The sequence below is a fragment of the Cupriavidus sp. KB_39 genome, from assembly GCF_052114485.1.
Classification (GTDB): domain Bacteria; phylum Pseudomonadota; class Gammaproteobacteria; order Burkholderiales; family Burkholderiaceae; genus Cupriavidus.
Genome location: NZ_JBFREV010000022.1, coordinates 30,112 through 45,541 on the forward strand (window position 1 = coordinate 30,112; position 15,430 = coordinate 45,541).

Annotated in this window: 15 protein-coding genes; 9 read left to right on the forward strand and 6 right to left on the reverse strand. The window is 64.3% G+C overall.

Translation table 11 applies throughout. The annotated features are described in order from the left end of the window. Nucleotides 1-22: 22 nt before the first annotated feature. A complete protein-coding gene (locus AB4Z27_RS17400; protein WP_092294068.1) occupies nucleotides 23-913 on the reverse strand; it encodes a LysR family transcriptional regulator in 891 nt (296 codons plus the stop codon). Between the two features lie 105 nt (nucleotides 914-1,018). Here AB4Z27_RS17400 and AB4Z27_RS17405 point away from each other — a divergent pair, with 105 nt between their 5' ends. The 6 genes from AB4Z27_RS17405 to AB4Z27_RS17430 all read left to right on the forward strand — a co-directional run bounded on the left by AB4Z27_RS17405 (nucleotide 1,019) and on the right by AB4Z27_RS17430 (nucleotide 7,839). After that, entirely contained in the window at nucleotides 1,019-2,572 is a 1,554-nt protein-coding gene (locus AB4Z27_RS17405; RefSeq protein WP_441644893.1) for an AMP-binding protein, read from the forward strand. Nucleotides 2,573-2,581: 9 nt separating this feature from the next. Continuing rightward, nucleotides 2,582-3,757, forward strand: coding sequence for an acyl-CoA dehydrogenase family protein (locus tag AB4Z27_RS17410; protein WP_441644894.1), 1,176 nt, complete (start codon nucleotides 2,582-2,584; stop codon nucleotides 3,755-3,757). Between the two features lie 49 nt (nucleotides 3,758-3,806). After that, a complete protein-coding gene (locus AB4Z27_RS17415) occupies nucleotides 3,807-4,805 on the forward strand; it encodes a tripartite tricarboxylate transporter substrate-binding protein (protein ID WP_441644895.1) in 999 nt (332 codons plus the stop codon). Nucleotides 4,806-4,914: 109 nt separating this feature from the next. Then, nucleotides 4,915-5,526: a TetR/AcrR family transcriptional regulator gene (locus AB4Z27_RS17420; protein WP_092294060.1), complete on the forward strand. Its 612-nt coding sequence runs from the start codon at nucleotides 4,915-4,917 to the stop codon at nucleotides 5,524-5,526. A 145-nt stretch (nucleotides 5,527-5,671) separates the two neighbouring features. Beyond that, nucleotides 5,672-6,640 carry a Bug family tripartite tricarboxylate transporter substrate binding protein gene (locus AB4Z27_RS17425; RefSeq protein WP_441644896.1) on the forward strand — a complete coding sequence of 323 codons (969 nt, stop codon included), beginning with the start codon at nucleotides 5,672-5,674 and terminating at the stop codon, nucleotides 6,638-6,640. An 8-nt stretch (nucleotides 6,641-6,648) separates the two neighbouring features. Continuing rightward, nucleotides 6,649-7,839 (forward strand): M24 family metallopeptidase, encoded by a 1,191-nt coding sequence (locus AB4Z27_RS17430; protein WP_441591224.1) that lies wholly within the window; start codon nucleotides 6,649-6,651, stop codon nucleotides 7,837-7,839. A 15-nt stretch (nucleotides 7,840-7,854) separates the two neighbouring features. Here AB4Z27_RS17430 and ggt read toward each other — a convergent pair whose 3' ends face one another. Together ggt and AB4Z27_RS17440 are read right to left on the reverse strand one after the other, a co-directional pair. Further along, nucleotides 7,855-9,480, reverse strand: coding sequence for a gamma-glutamyltransferase (gene ggt / locus AB4Z27_RS17435; protein WP_441644897.1), 1,626 nt, complete (start codon nucleotides 9,478-9,480; stop codon nucleotides 7,855-7,857). A 2-nt stretch (nucleotides 9,481-9,482) separates the two neighbouring features. Beyond that, a complete protein-coding gene (locus tag AB4Z27_RS17440; RefSeq protein WP_441644898.1) occupies nucleotides 9,483-10,466 on the reverse strand; it encodes a tripartite tricarboxylate transporter substrate binding protein in 984 nt (327 codons plus the stop codon). Nucleotides 10,467-10,585: 119 nt separating this feature from the next. On the opposite strand from AB4Z27_RS17440, the gene AB4Z27_RS17445 reads away from it, so the two are divergent. Continuing rightward, nucleotides 10,586-11,530 (forward strand): LysR family transcriptional regulator, encoded by a 945-nt coding sequence (locus AB4Z27_RS17445; protein ID WP_441644899.1) that lies wholly within the window; start codon nucleotides 10,586-10,588, stop codon nucleotides 11,528-11,530. Between the two features lie 16 nt (nucleotides 11,531-11,546). Here the strand turns inward: AB4Z27_RS17445 and AB4Z27_RS17450 are convergent, their stop codons facing one another. Continuing rightward, nucleotides 11,547-12,194 carry an alternative oxidase gene (locus AB4Z27_RS17450; protein WP_441644900.1) on the reverse strand — a complete coding sequence of 216 codons (648 nt, stop codon included), beginning with the start codon at nucleotides 12,192-12,194 and terminating at the stop codon, nucleotides 11,547-11,549. A gap of 179 nt (nucleotides 12,195-12,373) precedes the next feature. Then, the gene (locus AB4Z27_RS17455) at nucleotides 12,374-13,018 is read right to left on the reverse strand and encodes a glutathione S-transferase (protein WP_441644901.1); all 645 of its coding nucleotides are present in this window, start codon (nucleotides 13,016-13,018) and stop codon (nucleotides 12,374-12,376) included. A 118-nt stretch (nucleotides 13,019-13,136) separates the two neighbouring features. On the opposite strand from AB4Z27_RS17455, the gene AB4Z27_RS17460 reads away from it, so the two are divergent. Both AB4Z27_RS17460 and AB4Z27_RS17465 read left to right on the forward strand, forming a co-directional pair. Then, nucleotides 13,137-13,703, forward strand: a complete 567-nt coding sequence (locus tag AB4Z27_RS17460; RefSeq protein ID WP_092294049.1) for a TetR/AcrR family transcriptional regulator — start codon at nucleotides 13,137-13,139, stop codon at nucleotides 13,701-13,703. Nucleotides 13,704-13,835: 132 nt separating this feature from the next. Beyond that, complete coding sequence (locus AB4Z27_RS17465) at nucleotides 13,836-14,180, forward strand: hypothetical protein (protein WP_441644902.1); 345 nt, start codon at nucleotides 13,836-13,838, stop codon at nucleotides 14,178-14,180. A gap of 416 nt (nucleotides 14,181-14,596) precedes the next feature. Here the strand turns inward: AB4Z27_RS17465 and AB4Z27_RS17470 are convergent, their stop codons facing one another. Beyond that, nucleotides 14,597-15,256: a carbonic anhydrase gene (locus AB4Z27_RS17470; RefSeq protein ID WP_092294045.1), complete on the reverse strand. Its 660-nt coding sequence runs from the start codon at nucleotides 15,254-15,256 to the stop codon at nucleotides 14,597-14,599. Nucleotides 15,257-15,430: the final 174 nt, after the last annotated feature.

Consider the following 15,430-nt stretch of genomic DNA (forward strand, 5'->3'; position numbering starts at 1 on the left):
TGCCACTGGCCAGCGAATTCGCTCACGCCGACTTCGCGGCGAGCAGATCCACCATCCGGTTCGCGAGCGGGGACAGGTAGGCGCCCGCCCGCGACAGCACGCCGACGCGGCGGCCCAGGTCGAGTGCATCGGCGCGCAGCGCGATCGGGTGCAGTCCGGCAATCCGGCTGTTGCCGTTGGCAGCGGCCATGCACAGGATGTCGGTGCCGCGCACGAGGTCGAACAGCGTGGCGCTGCCGAAATCCGTCTCCACGCGCAGGATGGGCGGTGGCAGGCCAAGCTCGGCAAACGCGGCCTCGAGTTGTTGGCGAATCAATACGTGGGCGCTGGGCAGCATCCATTGCTGGCCGACCAGATCGGCCAGCGTGAGGTTGCGCCGCTGCTGCAGCGGATGGGCCTCATCGGCGACCACGGCGAGGCGGTCGGTGAACAGTTCCCGCATCTCTAGCGCCGGGTTGGGCTGGCGCGGCAGGGGAGCCAAGGCCAGGTCCAGTTCGCCGGTCTCCACCAGATCCATCAGTTCGCGCGCTACGCGCATTGTCAGCCGCAGCCTGGCTACCGGCCGCTCCCGGATCAACTGGCGGCACGCGCCGAGCACCAGCCCGGTTGGCATCGACGGCGAATAGCCCAGCCGCAGCAAGCCCAGTTCCCCCGTCTGGATGCCGCGCATCTCCTTGAGCGCGTCTTCGTATTCCAGCCGGATGCGGCGCGCCCGTTCCAGGAACACCGCTCCAGCCGGCGTCACCCGCATGCCGAGCGCCGTGCGCTCGAACAGCGACACGCCGAGTTGCGCTTCCACGCGCTGGATGGCCTTGGTCAGCGCGGGCTGGGTCATGCCCAGCGCGTCTGCCGCCCGCCCGATTCCGCCGTGCGTGCCCACTGCCAGCACGTAGTCCAGATCCCGCGTCTCCATATGGCATTCCTGATGGTTATGGCTTCATGCCACTTACCTCATTGTGGTGATGGGCCGCAGCTTACAGACTGGGGGCACAAAAACCAAGCCATCAAGGAGACACCCATGTCCTTCGCCTATTTCCTCAGGCGCGCGGCGCGTTACTGGGGCGATAACCCCGCTGTGCTGTACCGAGACCGCGTGCTGACCTATCGCCAGCTTGAAGACCGTTCGACCCGGCTGGCCAACGCGCTGCTGGCGCTGGGCCTGCGCAAGGGCGACCGCGTGGCGATTCAGTCACGCAACTGCCCCGAGATCGTCGAGATTGAATGCGCGCTGTACAAGGCCGGGCTCGTCAAGGCGGCGCTGAACCCGCGCTTCACCGCCGCCGAGGCTTCCGACGTGGTGGAGAACTGCACGCCGCGCGTGATGATCGTGGGGCCCGGATATACCGGCTACTCGCGGGATACCCAAGGCTTTGGCAGCGTGGAGMACTTCTTCGCCATCGAGACCGKGGCACCGGGCCATGGTGACTATGAGTCGCTCGTGGCCGGTGGCGGCATGGCAGCGATCGACTACACGCCGCACCCCGACGATCTGGCGGTGCTGCATTTCTCCTCGGGCTCCACGGGCAAGATCAAGGCGGCCATGCAGAGCTATGGCAACCGGCTGGCGGCGCTGCGCAAGATGATCCTGACCATGGACCGGCCCGCGCGCCCCGGCGACCGCCTCGCGCTGATCGGCCCAGTCACGCATGCCTCCGGCATGCTGATGCAGCCGTACCTGTTCCTCGGCGCCACGCTGGTGTTGTTCGAGAAGTTCGAGCCCGCGCATTTCCTGGCCGAGGTCGCGCGCCTGCAGTTGACCCATGTCTTCATGGTGCCGGCGATGATCAACATGTTGCTGGCCGAGCCGACGCTTGCCACTGCCGACCTGAGCAGCCTCAAGACGCTGGCCTATGGCGCCGCACCGATGGCGCCGGCGCGCATCCGCGAGGCGTGGCAGCGCATCGGCCCGGTGCTGTCGCAGGGCTATGGCGCGAGCGAATCGACGTCCGGCGTCACGCGGCTTTCCACGGTCGACCATGCACTGGCCATCGACGAATACCCCGAGCGGCTGGCGTCCTGCGGCCGCGCGCTGGGCGAGACCGAAGTCCGCGTGGTCAACGAGCGCGGCGAGGAGGTCAGCGGCGAAGAGATCGGCGAACTGGTGATTCGCGGCGCAGACGTGTTCCAGGGCTATTGGGGCGAGCCGGCGTTGACCAGCGAGGTGCTGGTCGATGGCTGGCTCCATACCGGCGATCTCGCCCGCGTGGATGCGGAGGGTTATATCTATCTCGTCGAYCGCAAGAAGGACATGATCATCTCGGGCGGCTTCAACGTCTATCCGAACGAAGTGGAGGCCACGCTGTACCAGCACCCCGACGTGATGGAGGCGTGCGTGATCAGCGTGCCGGACGATACCTGGGGCGAAAGCGTCAAGGCTGTCGTGGCGTTGTGGCCGGGCCGGCAGGCCAGCGCGAACGAACTGATCGGCCATTGCCGCGCGCGCATTGCGGACTACAAGTCGCCGCGCTCGGTGGACTTCGTGGCGGAACTACCCAAGAACGCCAGCGGCAAGCTGGCCCGCAAGCTCGTGCGCGAGCAGTACTGGGCCGGCGCCGGCCGCCGCGTGAACTGAGGAGTGCTTATGTTCGACCATCTGACCAATCCGGTGCTGATCGATACGCGGGCCGCCGTGGCGCGCTTCATCGACGATGAACTGCGCCCGCTCGAACAGGAGCTCGGTCTGGGCACTGAAGACCCATGGCCGCGCGAGGTGCTGCGCAAGGTATGGCGCCGTTCGAGCGAACTGGGCCTCTACGCCGCCTGCCTGCCGGTAGAACTTGGCGGAAAGGGACTCAACATCCAGGAGCAGTGCGCGCTCAAGGCCGACCTTGCCGCCAGCGGCGCGGTACTGGCACCGCACGTGCTGGGCGATCTGGGTGGCCCGCCCCGCGTGGGCAATATGCTCAAGTACGCCACGCCAGACCAGGTGGCGCGCTACTTCCGCCCGGTGATCCGGGGCGAGAAGTCCACTTGCTTCGCGCTGACGGAACCCCATTCCGGATCTGACGCGCAGAGCATTCGGACCACCGCCGTGGCAGATGGCGACGATCTGGTCGTCAATGGCCAGAAGCACTACATCAGCGGGGCACCGTTCGCGGACTTCGCCATCGTGATGTGCGTGACCGATGCAGGCACCACGCCGCCCGCGATYACCGCAGTGCTGGTCGACCTTGACCTGCCCGGCGTCACCGTCGAACAGGCCTACGTGCCGATGTCCGGCCAGCATATCGATGCGGATATCCGTTTCGAGAACGTGCGTGTGCCGCGCGCCAACATCTTCGGCGGGGAAGGGCGGGGCTTCAAGCTCGGCATGTCGCGCATCAACGTGAACCGACTGCTGCATTGCCCCTCGATGCTCGGGCTGGCGACGCGCGCGTACSAGGCATCGGTCGAGTACGCGGGACAACGGCGGCAGTTTGGCGGTCCGATCGCGCGCTTCCAGGCCATCCAGCATATGCTGGCCGATATGGCGGCAGCGCTGTGGGCCTGCGAGAGCATGATTGCGCAGACGGCGATGCTGGCCGATGCTGGCGCCGACCTGCGCATGAAGGCCGCCGCCTGCAAGCTGTTCGTGTCCGAGCGCTGTTTCGAAGTGGCCGACAAGGCCGTGCAGATCCACGGTAACGTGGGCGTGACACGCGGACATCCCGTGGAGCAGACCTGGCGCAAGCTGCGCATGTTCCGCATCTTCACCGGCACCAGCGAGATCCAGCGCAACACGATTGCCAAGGCGATCCTCGATCCCGCTGCTGCCTGAACGCAGACCGGTGACGCGGCCCAGACCGCGCGCCTATCAGGAGACAACCATGAATCGTCGTCAATGGCTTGCCAGCGCAGGCGCCGCCGCCGGCGCCGCGGCGCTGGGCGGCACGTTTGGCCGCGTGGCGCTGGCCGCCGCACCGTATCCCAGCCGGCCCATCCGGCTCGTCGTGCCGTTTGTCGCGGGCACCGCGCCGGATTCCATCGCCCGAACCATCTCGGCCGAACTCGGGCCGGTGCTGGGGCAACCGCTGGTGGTGGAGAACGTCGGCGGGGCCGGCGGCATCATCGGCGCGCGCGCCTTGAAGCGGGCGGCTCCCGATGGCTACACGCTGGGCGTGCTGGCCAACCAGCACGTGATCAATGTGCACCTGTATCGCGAACCGCCCTACGATCCGTCGCGCGATTTCACGGCGATCTCGGCGCTGTCGGGCGGGCCCGTGGTGCTTGCCGTGCCGGCTTCGTCGCCCTACAAGTCGGCCCGCGAACTGATCGACGCGATGCGCAAGGGACCCGGCGCGCTGAACTATGGTTCGGGCGGCAAAGGCGGTGTGTCGCATCTGGCGGTGGAAACGCTGCTGCATGACACGCACACGGAAGCGGTGCACATCCCGTACAAGGGCGCCAACGAAATCCTCACCGCGATGATCAGCGGGCAGACGCAGTTCGGCATGCCTGTGCTCAGCACGGCCGCGCCGATGATCCGGCAGGGACAGGTGCGCGCGCTGGCSGTGTCCGCGGCGGCGCGTTCCATACATTTTCCGGAAGTGCCGACGCTGGCGGAATCGCTACCGCCCGGCTTCGTGCTCGACAACTGGAGTGGACTGTTCGCGCCAGCGGGCCTGCCGGCCCCGATCGCCAGGCGGCTGTTCGAGGCGGTAGCCGCCTTGCAAGCCAGCGGCAAGCTGGACGCCACGATGAAGGCCAATGGCGGGGAGATTCGCAAGAGCGCCTCGACTGCACAGTTCGCGGAGCTGGTTGCAGCGGAAACCTCACGCTACGGGGCGCTGGTGACGAAGATCGGGATGAAAGGCGAGGCTGGATAGCGATCAGCGTGGCGCTGCGGCCAGGCCGACGAATGAAGAGAGCGCTGCCGTCTTGTACTGCATGGTACATTTTGCACCCCGCGCCCTATTCCTGACTCCGAAGCCAAGGATGCCAAAAACCAAAGCCTCGCCGCCCGACCGCTCCGCTAGCGAGCAGGCCATTCAATTGCTCGATGCGGCAACCGTGCATGTTCTCGAGAACGGTCTTGGGGATCTGTCGTTGCGCAGTGTGGCGGATGCACTGGGAACCAGCCACCGGATGCTCATCTACTACTTTGGCTCCGCTGACGGCTTCTGGCAGGCACTGCTGTTCCGCGTGCGGCATGCCGAGCAGCAGGCACGTGAGCAATTGCACGTGGATGGACTGGATGCGGAAGCGACCCTGGTGGCGGCATGGGAGCGCTACTCCGCGTCGAGCTATCTGCCCATCATGCAGTTGCTGTTCGAAATCTACGGAAGAGCYATCCGGGATCGTGAACGCTTCAGCGGCTTTCTTGACGATGTCATTGGTAGCTGGACCGCMGTRATTGCCGAGCGATTGCAGCAAGCCATGCACATCAGCGCGGARGARGCGCGGCTGTTCGCACGCGTSGAAGTGGCGACGATTCGCGGCCTGCTGCTGGACCTGATCACGACGGGCGACCGCAAGGGCACCACGGCCGCGCTCAAGTACTTCGCCAGCAAGATGACCTCGCCTGGAAAGTCGAAGAAGGGCGCGTAGCCCCGACCGACCCCCGAAGCACTCTCACCCGACACCGTCGTTGCGCGCTCGCGTAAACCCCAATTTCGYCCCATCGTGTACCACATGGTACATTTCGGTCATCGTCGCTAGCGGTAGCGACGAACAGATGATTTCAGGGTGCGAGATGAACGTGCAAAAGTTATKGGGATGGACTGCTGCGGCGGTTGCGTCACTGGCGCTGTCGGCCACCGCCGGCGCGCAAGGTTTTCCGACCAAGCCCATCCGGTTGGTAGTGCCGCAGGCGGGTGGAACGGGCAACGATGTGTTGGCACGCGCACTGGCCGAGAAGCTCGGGCAGGCGTGGAAGCAGCCGGTTGTCGTGGAGAACAAGCCAGGCGCCAACGGCACGCTGGCCATCTCGTACGTACTGGGGCAGCCGGCCGATGGCCACACGCTGTTCTTTGCCGGCGTGTCTAACCTGGCCTTCAATCCCTTCCTCTATCCGAAGCTGCCGTACTCGCCGACCAAGGACCTGACTGGCGTGGCCATGCTCGCCAACTCGCCGTTCGTCTTCGTCGCGGCTCCATCCCTGCACGTGCAAACGTTCCAGGATTTCGTGCGCATGGCCAAGGCACGGCCCGGCGAGATCAGCTTTGCGTCCGGGGGCATCGGCAACTCCACGCACCTCGCCATGGAACTGGTGGCGGAGCGCACCGGCATCAAGATGCAGCACGTGCCCTTCAACGGGACGGGGGGATCGACCAGCCTGATGAATGGACAAACGCCCGTGATGATGAACGTCGTGGCGGGTGTGCAGCCGTTCATCGTGGGCAAGAAACTGCTGCCCTTGGCGGTCACCGGTGAGCGGCGCCTGACTGCGCTGCCGACGGTGCCTACGTTCAAGGAGCTGGGCTACGACGTCGAGGTGCCMGGCTGGTACGCGATCGTGGCGCGGGCCGGCACGCCGCCGGGGGTGGTCCAGCAGATCAACGCGGATATCAACCATGTTCTTGACGATCCGCAGTTCAAGGAAAAGCTGGGATTCCAGTTTCTGGATGCCATCAAGGGCCCGCCTTCGGAAGTCGAGCGCTATATGAAGCGCGATGCCGACGCGTGGGGCCCCACCATTCGCCGTCTCAACATCKCTCTCTAGGCCACGACATGCCTCATCTGACCAACGCTGTACACGAATACCGGCTGTCGGCCATGCGACGCCTGATGGACCGCTTGCGCGTGGATGCCCTGGTGTTCGGCACGCCYGACTTCTTCCAGTACGCAACGAAYTTCCAGCTCGATGTSTGGCCWTGGGAGCGRCCGGTGTTCGTTGTCGTGCCGCGYAACGGRGAYACGTTCGCGGTRATGAACGAGCTCTCCACCAACCACATGCGCTTCGCCACGGAGAAGGGCACGGTCTGGCTGTCGGACGTGACCTACTATGCCGAGCACCCGCGTGTGGCCAACCGTCTTGCCTTGCCGTCGCAACTGCCGGAGGTGGTAGCAGGCTTGTTGAGCCAGAAGGGGTTGGCGATGTCGCGCATYGCTGTGGACGTGCCGCATCCCATTCTGGCCGGGGCGCAGCGCCACCTTCCCGAGATGACGTTGCGACCGGCGCTTGCCGAGATGCGCAGTCTCCGGTGGGTCAAGCATGAAGAGGAACTCCAGAACATGCGGGCGTTGGCCGGCCTGACCGACTGGGTCCAGGATCGGTACCGGGAGAACATTCGCCCCGGCCGTCTGGTTCAGGAGCTGGACCACGCCATGGCGGCGCTSATGGTGGAAGAAGCGGCGAGGCGGTTCCCCGGCGAGGACTTCGAGATCCTGAAGTGCTGGACCCTCACCGGCGCTGCATCCGCTTCCCCGCACGGCGATGGCGCCTCTTGCGGCGCGCGCATTGCGAAGGGCGACACCATCGTCAACCTCGTACTCCCGAGGCTGAACGGGCTCTACGTCGAGAATGAACGTACGTGGTTCTGCGGCCAGCCGAGCGACGAGCAGGCGAAGTTCTATCGTGTAGCCGCGCAGGCGACGGACGCTGCGGTGGCCGCCGCCGTRGTCGGCCGGCGCGTCTGCGATATGGATGCCGCCGCGCAGGCCGTGATCGAAGCCGCGGGATGCGGGGAATTCGTCTTCCACAGGACCGGCCACGCGGTGGGCCTCATGCTGCATGAGTACCCCGAAGACATGGCATTCAACACGCGGGCACTGCTGGCCGGGGAGGTCTATTCGGCCGAGCCGGGCCTGTACGTCTACGGTCTCGGCGGCTTYCGTCTGGACGACACCGTCATTGTTGGCGATGCGCCTGARGTGATCGTCCAGACGCCGAAGACGTTGGCGTACGCCACGGTTGGGTAGCGCGSCGCATCTGCCCTACATCAACGATTCCACCGAGTAGGCGACGCCATCGCGTCCGGGGTCGGCGCCGCCTTCCAGGCGGCCGTCGCTGAGTCGCACAGCGTGCACCCAGCCGATGGTGTAGTTGTAGGGATTTCGGATGACTTCGTAGCCGCGTTGCTCMAGTTGCCGAGCCACTGCCCGCGGTACCCGATTGCAGATGTCGATGGCGTTGCTGGTCGACGAGAACCGGGGCGCCGACACGGCCTCCTGCATCGTCATGCCGCGATCCACCACGTTCAGGATGGCTTGCAGCACGCCCATGGCGATCTGGGTRCCCCCGGGCGCGCCGAGCACGATCTCCGGCTTGCCATCCCGGAACACGATGGTCGGGCAAGACGACGTGAAGCGGCGCTTGCCCGGCGCGATGCTCCCAGCCCGACCGGGCCGGGGATCGAACACGCCCATGCAGCCGTTGTACATGAACCCCAGTCCGGGTGTGATCGCCCCGGCCGGCATGGCGAGCGAATGCGTCAGCGACACGCAGTTGCCATCGCCATCGACCACCGAGAGATGCGTGGTGTCGCGCGGCACCGCATGGCCCGGATTGACGCGCGTCACTTCGACACGCTGCCCGCTACGCACCGCGTCGGCCGTTGCCGCCGCCCGCTCGGCCGACAGAAGATAGTCGAGCGGGACGTCGACATAGGCGGGGTCGCCGATATGGCGGTCCTTGTCGACGGTGGCCTGCTTCATGATCTCGCACAGAATCGTGAKGTACTCGGGCGAGTTGTGCGGAATGGCCGCCAGGTCGAACTGTTCGAGCGCGTGCAGCATCTCCAGCAACATGGCGCCACCGCCGGGGGGCTGGTTCGTCGCCACGACGCGGTCGCGGTATCGACCGAACAGCGGCTTTTGTCGGACCACCTGATAGTCATCGAGATCCGCTTTCGAAATCAGGCCGTCATGGCGCTGCATGTCTTCGACGATCGCAGCAGCAATTTCACCACGATAGAAATCGTCGGCACCGACGCGACCGATCCGCTCCAGCACGTTGGCCATGTCGGGATTGACGATGGGCGTGCCAACGGATTTGGGACTGCCATCCGCCTTGCAGTAGAGCGTACGGCCCGATGCGCTGAAGGCCAGCCGCTCCCGGTTGCTGGCGCGGCCCAAGGTGGCGTCGTCGTTCCAGAAGGCATACATGCCGGGGCGGACGAAGTAGCCGTGCCGCGCCCAGTCGACGGCCGGGGCGACCACTTCGGCCCACGGCAGGCGGCCGTGCGCGGCGTGCATCGCCTCGAGTCCGCGCAGCGTGCCCGGGGTGGCGACGGACTGATAGCCGATGTCGTTGAGGCGGTCCTTGATGAAGAAGCCGAAGCCGTCGCGGGCTTCGCCTTCGAGCAGGTCGGCCCACATGTCCGGTCGGGCATTGCCCGGCGCGGTCGCGTGGAAGTCGAAATACTCATGCACGTTGCTGCCGGGCAGGTAGACCGCTGCGGTGCCGAATCCGGCGATACCGCACATCAGCGGATCGACCACGGTCTGGGCGAGCGCGCACGCCACTGCGGCGTCGATGGCGTTACCGCCGGCTTTCAGGATCTCCGCGCCCGATTCCGCAGCTTCCGGCTGCGGGCACACCACCATTCCACGCGTGCTCATGGTCAGTTCGCCTTGAAATCGACGTCGGACATCGMGCTCTGCAGCCGGGCGGTGTCGCGTTCGGTCAGTTGCATCAGCAGGTTCGACGGTCCCGGCATCGGGATCACCTGCATCGTCTTCATCTTCTGAAGCACGGCGCTGTCGGTCAGGAATTTTTGCGAGGCGGCGTGCAGGCGGCGGATCGTTTCAGGCGGTGTGCCAGCCTTGGCAGCAATCCCCATCCAGCCGAGGTCGTCGAACCCCGTCAGGCCCAGCTCGGATGCGGTGGGCACGTTAGGCAGTTCGGGGACGCGTTTCGGCGAGAACAGCACCAAGGGAACCAGCTTGCCGGCCTGAATCTGCGGCGTGGCGGTGGCGACGGTGGGCGCCATGACCTGGGTCTGTCCGCTGACCGTCCCGACGATGGCATCGGGCTCGCCCTTGTAGGGCACATGGGTCATGCGGAGCTTCTGGTTCTTCTGGAACAACTCCACGATGACGTGCGTGGAATTGCCCTTGCCCGACGATGCGAAGTTGATCGCGTCGGGCTTGGCCTTCGCCATCGCCTCAAGGTCCTGCAGGGTGCGGATACCGGATTGCGGATTGGCGACCAGCACGAAAGGCGTGGTCGTCAGCACTGCCACCGGCGCGAAGTCGACTTCAGGCTTGTAGGCGAGCGGCGCGTAGGCGAACTTGTTGAGCACCATCTGSGACACGCCGGCCAGGAAGAGCGTGCAGCCGTCGGCAGGTTGGCCGAGCACGTACTTCGCCGCGATCACGCCGCCAGCGCCAGCCTTGTTCTCGACGACGACCGTCGTGCCCAGTTCCCGCCGCGCGGTTTCGGCCCACATGCGTGCCAGCGTGTCGGTGCCACCACCGGCCTGCTGCGAGACCACCAGGCGGATCGGGCTGGTGTTACCGGCCTCCCCGCAGGCCCAGGCCGGCCCCGTGGCGCCCAGCGCCAGCGCGGCAGCCAGCATCGTCCCCCGAGTGGAGATTTTCCTCATGTCGTATCCTTATCTTCAGTCGTGTCGTGGTTGCAGTGCGGCCGCTGCTATCGCATTATTGCCGCGACTTCCCGGTCGTCGCCAATGAAAACTTACGAACCTACTATGAGGAAATGCTCATGCAGTCACCGCAAGACGCCGTAGCGTGGGCCCGGCGGTTGCGCATGCGCCATCTGGAGTCGTTCCTGGTACTGATCGAGGCGGGGACGCTGACGCTGGCTGCCGACCGGCTCCACATGACCCAGTCGGCCGTCTCGCACTGGCTCAGCGAGATGGAGGAACTGGTCGGCGCCCGGCTCGTGCTACGGGGCAAGCAGATGCGGCTGACGCCAGCGGGCGAAGCCGTGCGCAAGCTGGCGCTGCGCGTGCTCGGCGAAGTCAGCCGGACGAATGACGAACTCGTTTCGCTCGAACGAGGCGAGGTGTCGCGSCTGCACATTGGGAGTGTGACGGCGGGGATCGCCCATCTGCTGCCGCGTGCCATCCTCGCGTTCCAGAAAGACGAAGGCAACGTGGCCTTCCAGGTGTCGGAGGGTGTCTTTAACAGGCTGCTGAGCCAGCTCGAAGAGCGCGAATTCGACCTGATCGTGGGCTCGATCGATGCACGCGCCTATGGGCCGACGCTTGAGCACGAAGTGCTGTTCGAAGACGATATTGCGATCGTGGTCGGACCCGACCATCCGCTCTCGGACGCCACCCAGATCGACTGGACGGACCTGTACGCCTATCCATGGGCCATGCCGCCGCGYGATACGCTGATGCGCGTGCGGCTGGAAAACACGCTGCTGGAGCGGGGCGGTGCGGGAATCGTGCCGGCATTGGAGACAGGATCRGTCATGGTTCTCGAATCCATTCTCCATGCCAGCGATTATCTGGGMGTCTGCTCGGGCGCCATGGCCCGGCACCTCGTGGCCCGCTCGCTGGTACGCCGCCTGCCCCTGACCGACGTGGGCTCGTTCGGCCCAGTCGGCGTGGTGTGGCGACGTGGCGGCCAGGATGAAACGCTGGTGAARTTCGTCTCGATCCTGCGGCGCGAAGCGAAGAGGACGATGCGGGGGGAGTAGGAAAGCGTGTGGACGATCAGCCCGTCTGCCGAATCGGGGCGGCAGTCAGCGCATCGGCGAATTCATGGTTCACGTCCCGGTGACCAATTTCATCCTCTCTGACTGCAATGACGACTTCCCGCAGGCGAGCATTCTCGGGAAGATTCCAATAGGCGATGGCGGATGCCGGGGCCGGAATGTTTTCTACCCGACCGGCGTCAATCTCGGCGAGGTACAGCGTATAGCTGATGACAGCCTGTTCCTCAAAGTACGCCACCATGCGATGCGCAGTACGTGACGAGCTCAGATACAGCAGGAAGAACGCGACAAAGAAGATGGCCTGCACAGCCAGGATGACCAGTCGTTCAAACCAGCTCGGCTTGGCGATCTGGACAAACGTCATAAGGTGCATGCGTTCATTATCGGCTTCATCGAGCAAGGTGCGGATCCAGCCATGGTCGGCCACCATCCAGCGTAAACAACGTAGGTGGATAAGCATGCCGCCCACCATGCCGGGTACCGCAGCGACTGTCTCAAGCACAATGGCACGATTGCCATAGCGCTTGGCGAAGAAGGTATCCGCAAGCACCCGCAGCGTCAGTGTGATGCCCAAAGCGACACGGTCGGACATATTCTCGGCGGAACGATGCCGTTCCAGGTTGGCCGAGGCGGCGGGGGAATCCATTGCTTGCTCCTAAAGGTTAGCGGGGAAACTAAGCTGGAATCGATCTGACCAGATGGATTCCGGTAAAACATGCATTCACAATACACCTTTAAGAGCGACGACACAACGGCGCCGGGTGGACCCCCGCAGCTGGGCGCGCCGAAGTAACGCCGGCGCGACTTAACCGGAGGGAGACGCGGTCAGGCCGGATGGCTGACCGATGGTCGCGCATCCATCCTGGCCCGCCATGCCATCAGATGAACGCATTCGGCCGGCACCGGAATCTCGGCAAAGCCCGCGAACAGAAGCCCCGCCCACACAGTGATATCGGCCATCGAGAACGYGTCACCCGCCACATACGCTTGCTTGGACAGCACCGCGTTGAAGTAGCGCATACCGGCCTCGGCCTTCTCGCGCTGGCGATTGCCCCATTCCACCCGTCCGGTCCAGTCCGGACTCTTGTAGGGCTGCAACCCGGCGCCTAGCCCGGGCGTCGCGTGATGGAAATAGATGCCTACCGCATCGATCAGTTCAGACTCAGCGCGCTTCTGCATCATATGGATGACGCCCTTCTCCTTTGGCGTGCGGCCGGTCAGCACCGGCTTGCCATCGAGATTGTCGAGGTATTCCGTGATGGCCGTGCATTCTGCAATGTACGTGCCATCGTCCAACTGCAGCACCGGAACGGTGCCTGTGGGATTGATGGCCAGGAAGGCTGGCTGCTTGTGCTCGGCGGCGGGAAGATCGATCTTCACGAAAGTCACGCGGTCGGCCAGCGATTTTTCAGCGAGAACGATGCGGATGCGCAGCGGATTAGGAAAGCCTGGGATGTCGAAGATTTTCATTTTGTGCCTGTAGCGCGCGTTCTTGGGTGGCTTACCTATTGATAAGTAGGCAGATCCTAAAGGCTCATTCGCACCGCGTCAAGCTTACTTAGCGCTAAGTCATTTAGTACAATGCGGCATGGCTTCGACAAACACCAAACAACGCATCTTAGAAATAGCCCGAGGAATGGTCCAAGCGCAGGGCTATAACGCGCTCAGCTTCCGCGACATTGCGGCTCGGCTGGGCATAAAAGGACCCGCCGTCCATCACCATTACCCCACCAAGGGAGATCTCGGCGCAGCCTTGGCGCGCGAGTACACGGATTCAGGCGCGGAGATGCTGGAACAGTTGCTCAAGACCTCCGAGGATCCGACGGCACTGCTCGACGCGTATGTGGCGATCTTTCGGGCCGCGCTGCTGAACGGCAACCGTATGTGCCTCTGTGGAATCATGGCAGCGGAACAGGAAGCCCTGCCTGAGGCCGTGCGCTCGGAAGTGGGCCGTTTTACCGATGTCAATATCGCGTGGCTCATGCGAGTGGTGGAAATGGACGATCCACTTGCGGGCGTGCAGAAGCGCCGCCAACGCGCATTGGCGATGTTTGCCGCCATCGAAGGCGCGCAACTGGTGGCGCGTGGGCGCCGGGACATCGGCCTGTTCGATAACGCGGTTATGGGCTGCCGCCAGGCCGGCCTCATTCCCTAGTCGCCTGAACCGCCCGCCGGCGCGGGTTAGGCTTGACCATCCACGGTCGGAGGCGAACACGATGAAGGCGCGCGACTTGGCATGGTGGTTGCAGGAATCGTTAATTTCGATGCGCAGGGCACGGAGGATGAAATGTCCACGATCACGGCGAGCTTTTCTAATCAATCTTCTGCAGCCAGTGCCTGTCAGGCTTTGCGAGACACTTATCCCGGCCTCGCCGTTAGCGTCCAGCTTTCACAGAAATCGGTGGGCGAGGAGGGCGAGCAGGGAGTTTTACCCGCACTTCGCAGCCTGATTGTGGAAATCGTAGGCGCTCAGAGCCCGGAGGCCCACGAGGACTCAGRTGGCGATTGCGCGAGATTGATCGTCACCGGCGTGGACCTGTTGCAGTTGGAAGGCGTGGAGGCCCTGCTTTGGAAGCATCGCCCAACCGTGATCAATGAATCGACCGAGAGAGCAGGCCATGACGGTAAGTAGAGTGGTCCTTCGTGCGGCTGTGCCTATCTTCGCCCCGGCACTGGCGTTTCTAGTGGGAATGGCTTGGGCAGCTTGGCAGCGGCGGAGGCACACACACGCTGGATGGTGAACGAAGAACGAGCGTGCCGCGACCTATGGGCCGCCGGCAATATCTACAATTCTCCCCTCCATCGCTGCGCAATTTTCGATTGGCGTTGACGGTATGGGAAATACCCTCCTGGCCAAGTCGCGCCGCATCACCGTCAACGCCGACTGACGGCACACGCCGGCGGACGCTCACGCGTCTCGCCGGTGTGAACCGAATGTCGAGGACATCCTGGAGTTTCGTGTCGAATGGCTAACACTCGGCCGCCACCGTACACGCCTGCGCTACGATATTCCTGGCACCTTCCTACTGGCGCGAAGGGAGGGCGCAGTCATACGCTTCTGTGGTGATGGGAAGTCACCGCAACTGTCGTCGGCGACTCGGCCAACGGCACGAAGCGTCGGGTCGTGCCGTCCAGTGCGTCGATGCTACCTGCCTCGATGTCGTACACCCAGCCGTGCAGATTCAGTCGTCCTTGCTCGAGGGCTAGTGCCACAGAGGGATGCGTGCGCAGATTCGCAAGTTGCGCGATCACGTTTTCGCGCACGAGCCCGTCGAGCTTGGCGCGGGGCGTGTCGAAATGGTGCACCGCGTTGATGGCTTTGGCGGCATCCGCATGGCGCAGCCAGCTCGCAACCGCCGGGAGATGGTCAAGACACGTGCACCGCGAAATGGCGCCCATCGCGCCGCAGTCGGAGTGGCCGCATATCACGATGTCTTTTACGCCCAGCACCGCGACCGCATACTCGACGGTGGCCGAGACCCCGCCGGGTTCTGGACCGTACGAAGGCACGATGTTGCCGGCATTGCGAATCACGAACAATTCGCCCGGTTCACGTTGCGTAAGGAGTTCAGGCACGACGCGGCTGTCCGAGCAGGTGACGAACAGCGCCTTTGGATGTTGCGTCGTCGCGAGTTGCTTGAAGAGCTCAACGCGTTGCGGATAGACCTCTCGCTGAAAACGCAGGAAGCCGTCGATGATGTCACGCATTTGCGTTCTCCACGTCGAAATAAGAGATGCAGGCACACGCCGTTCCATTCGTCGCGCCGCGGTCGTTATTATGAACTGGGATTGGGGACTAGCCGAAGGGCGACGGACCGGGGACTCGAAARAAGTGTCGCGGCCAGCCTCGCTGTCCGCCTGGCGATCCACGCGGGAGGCACC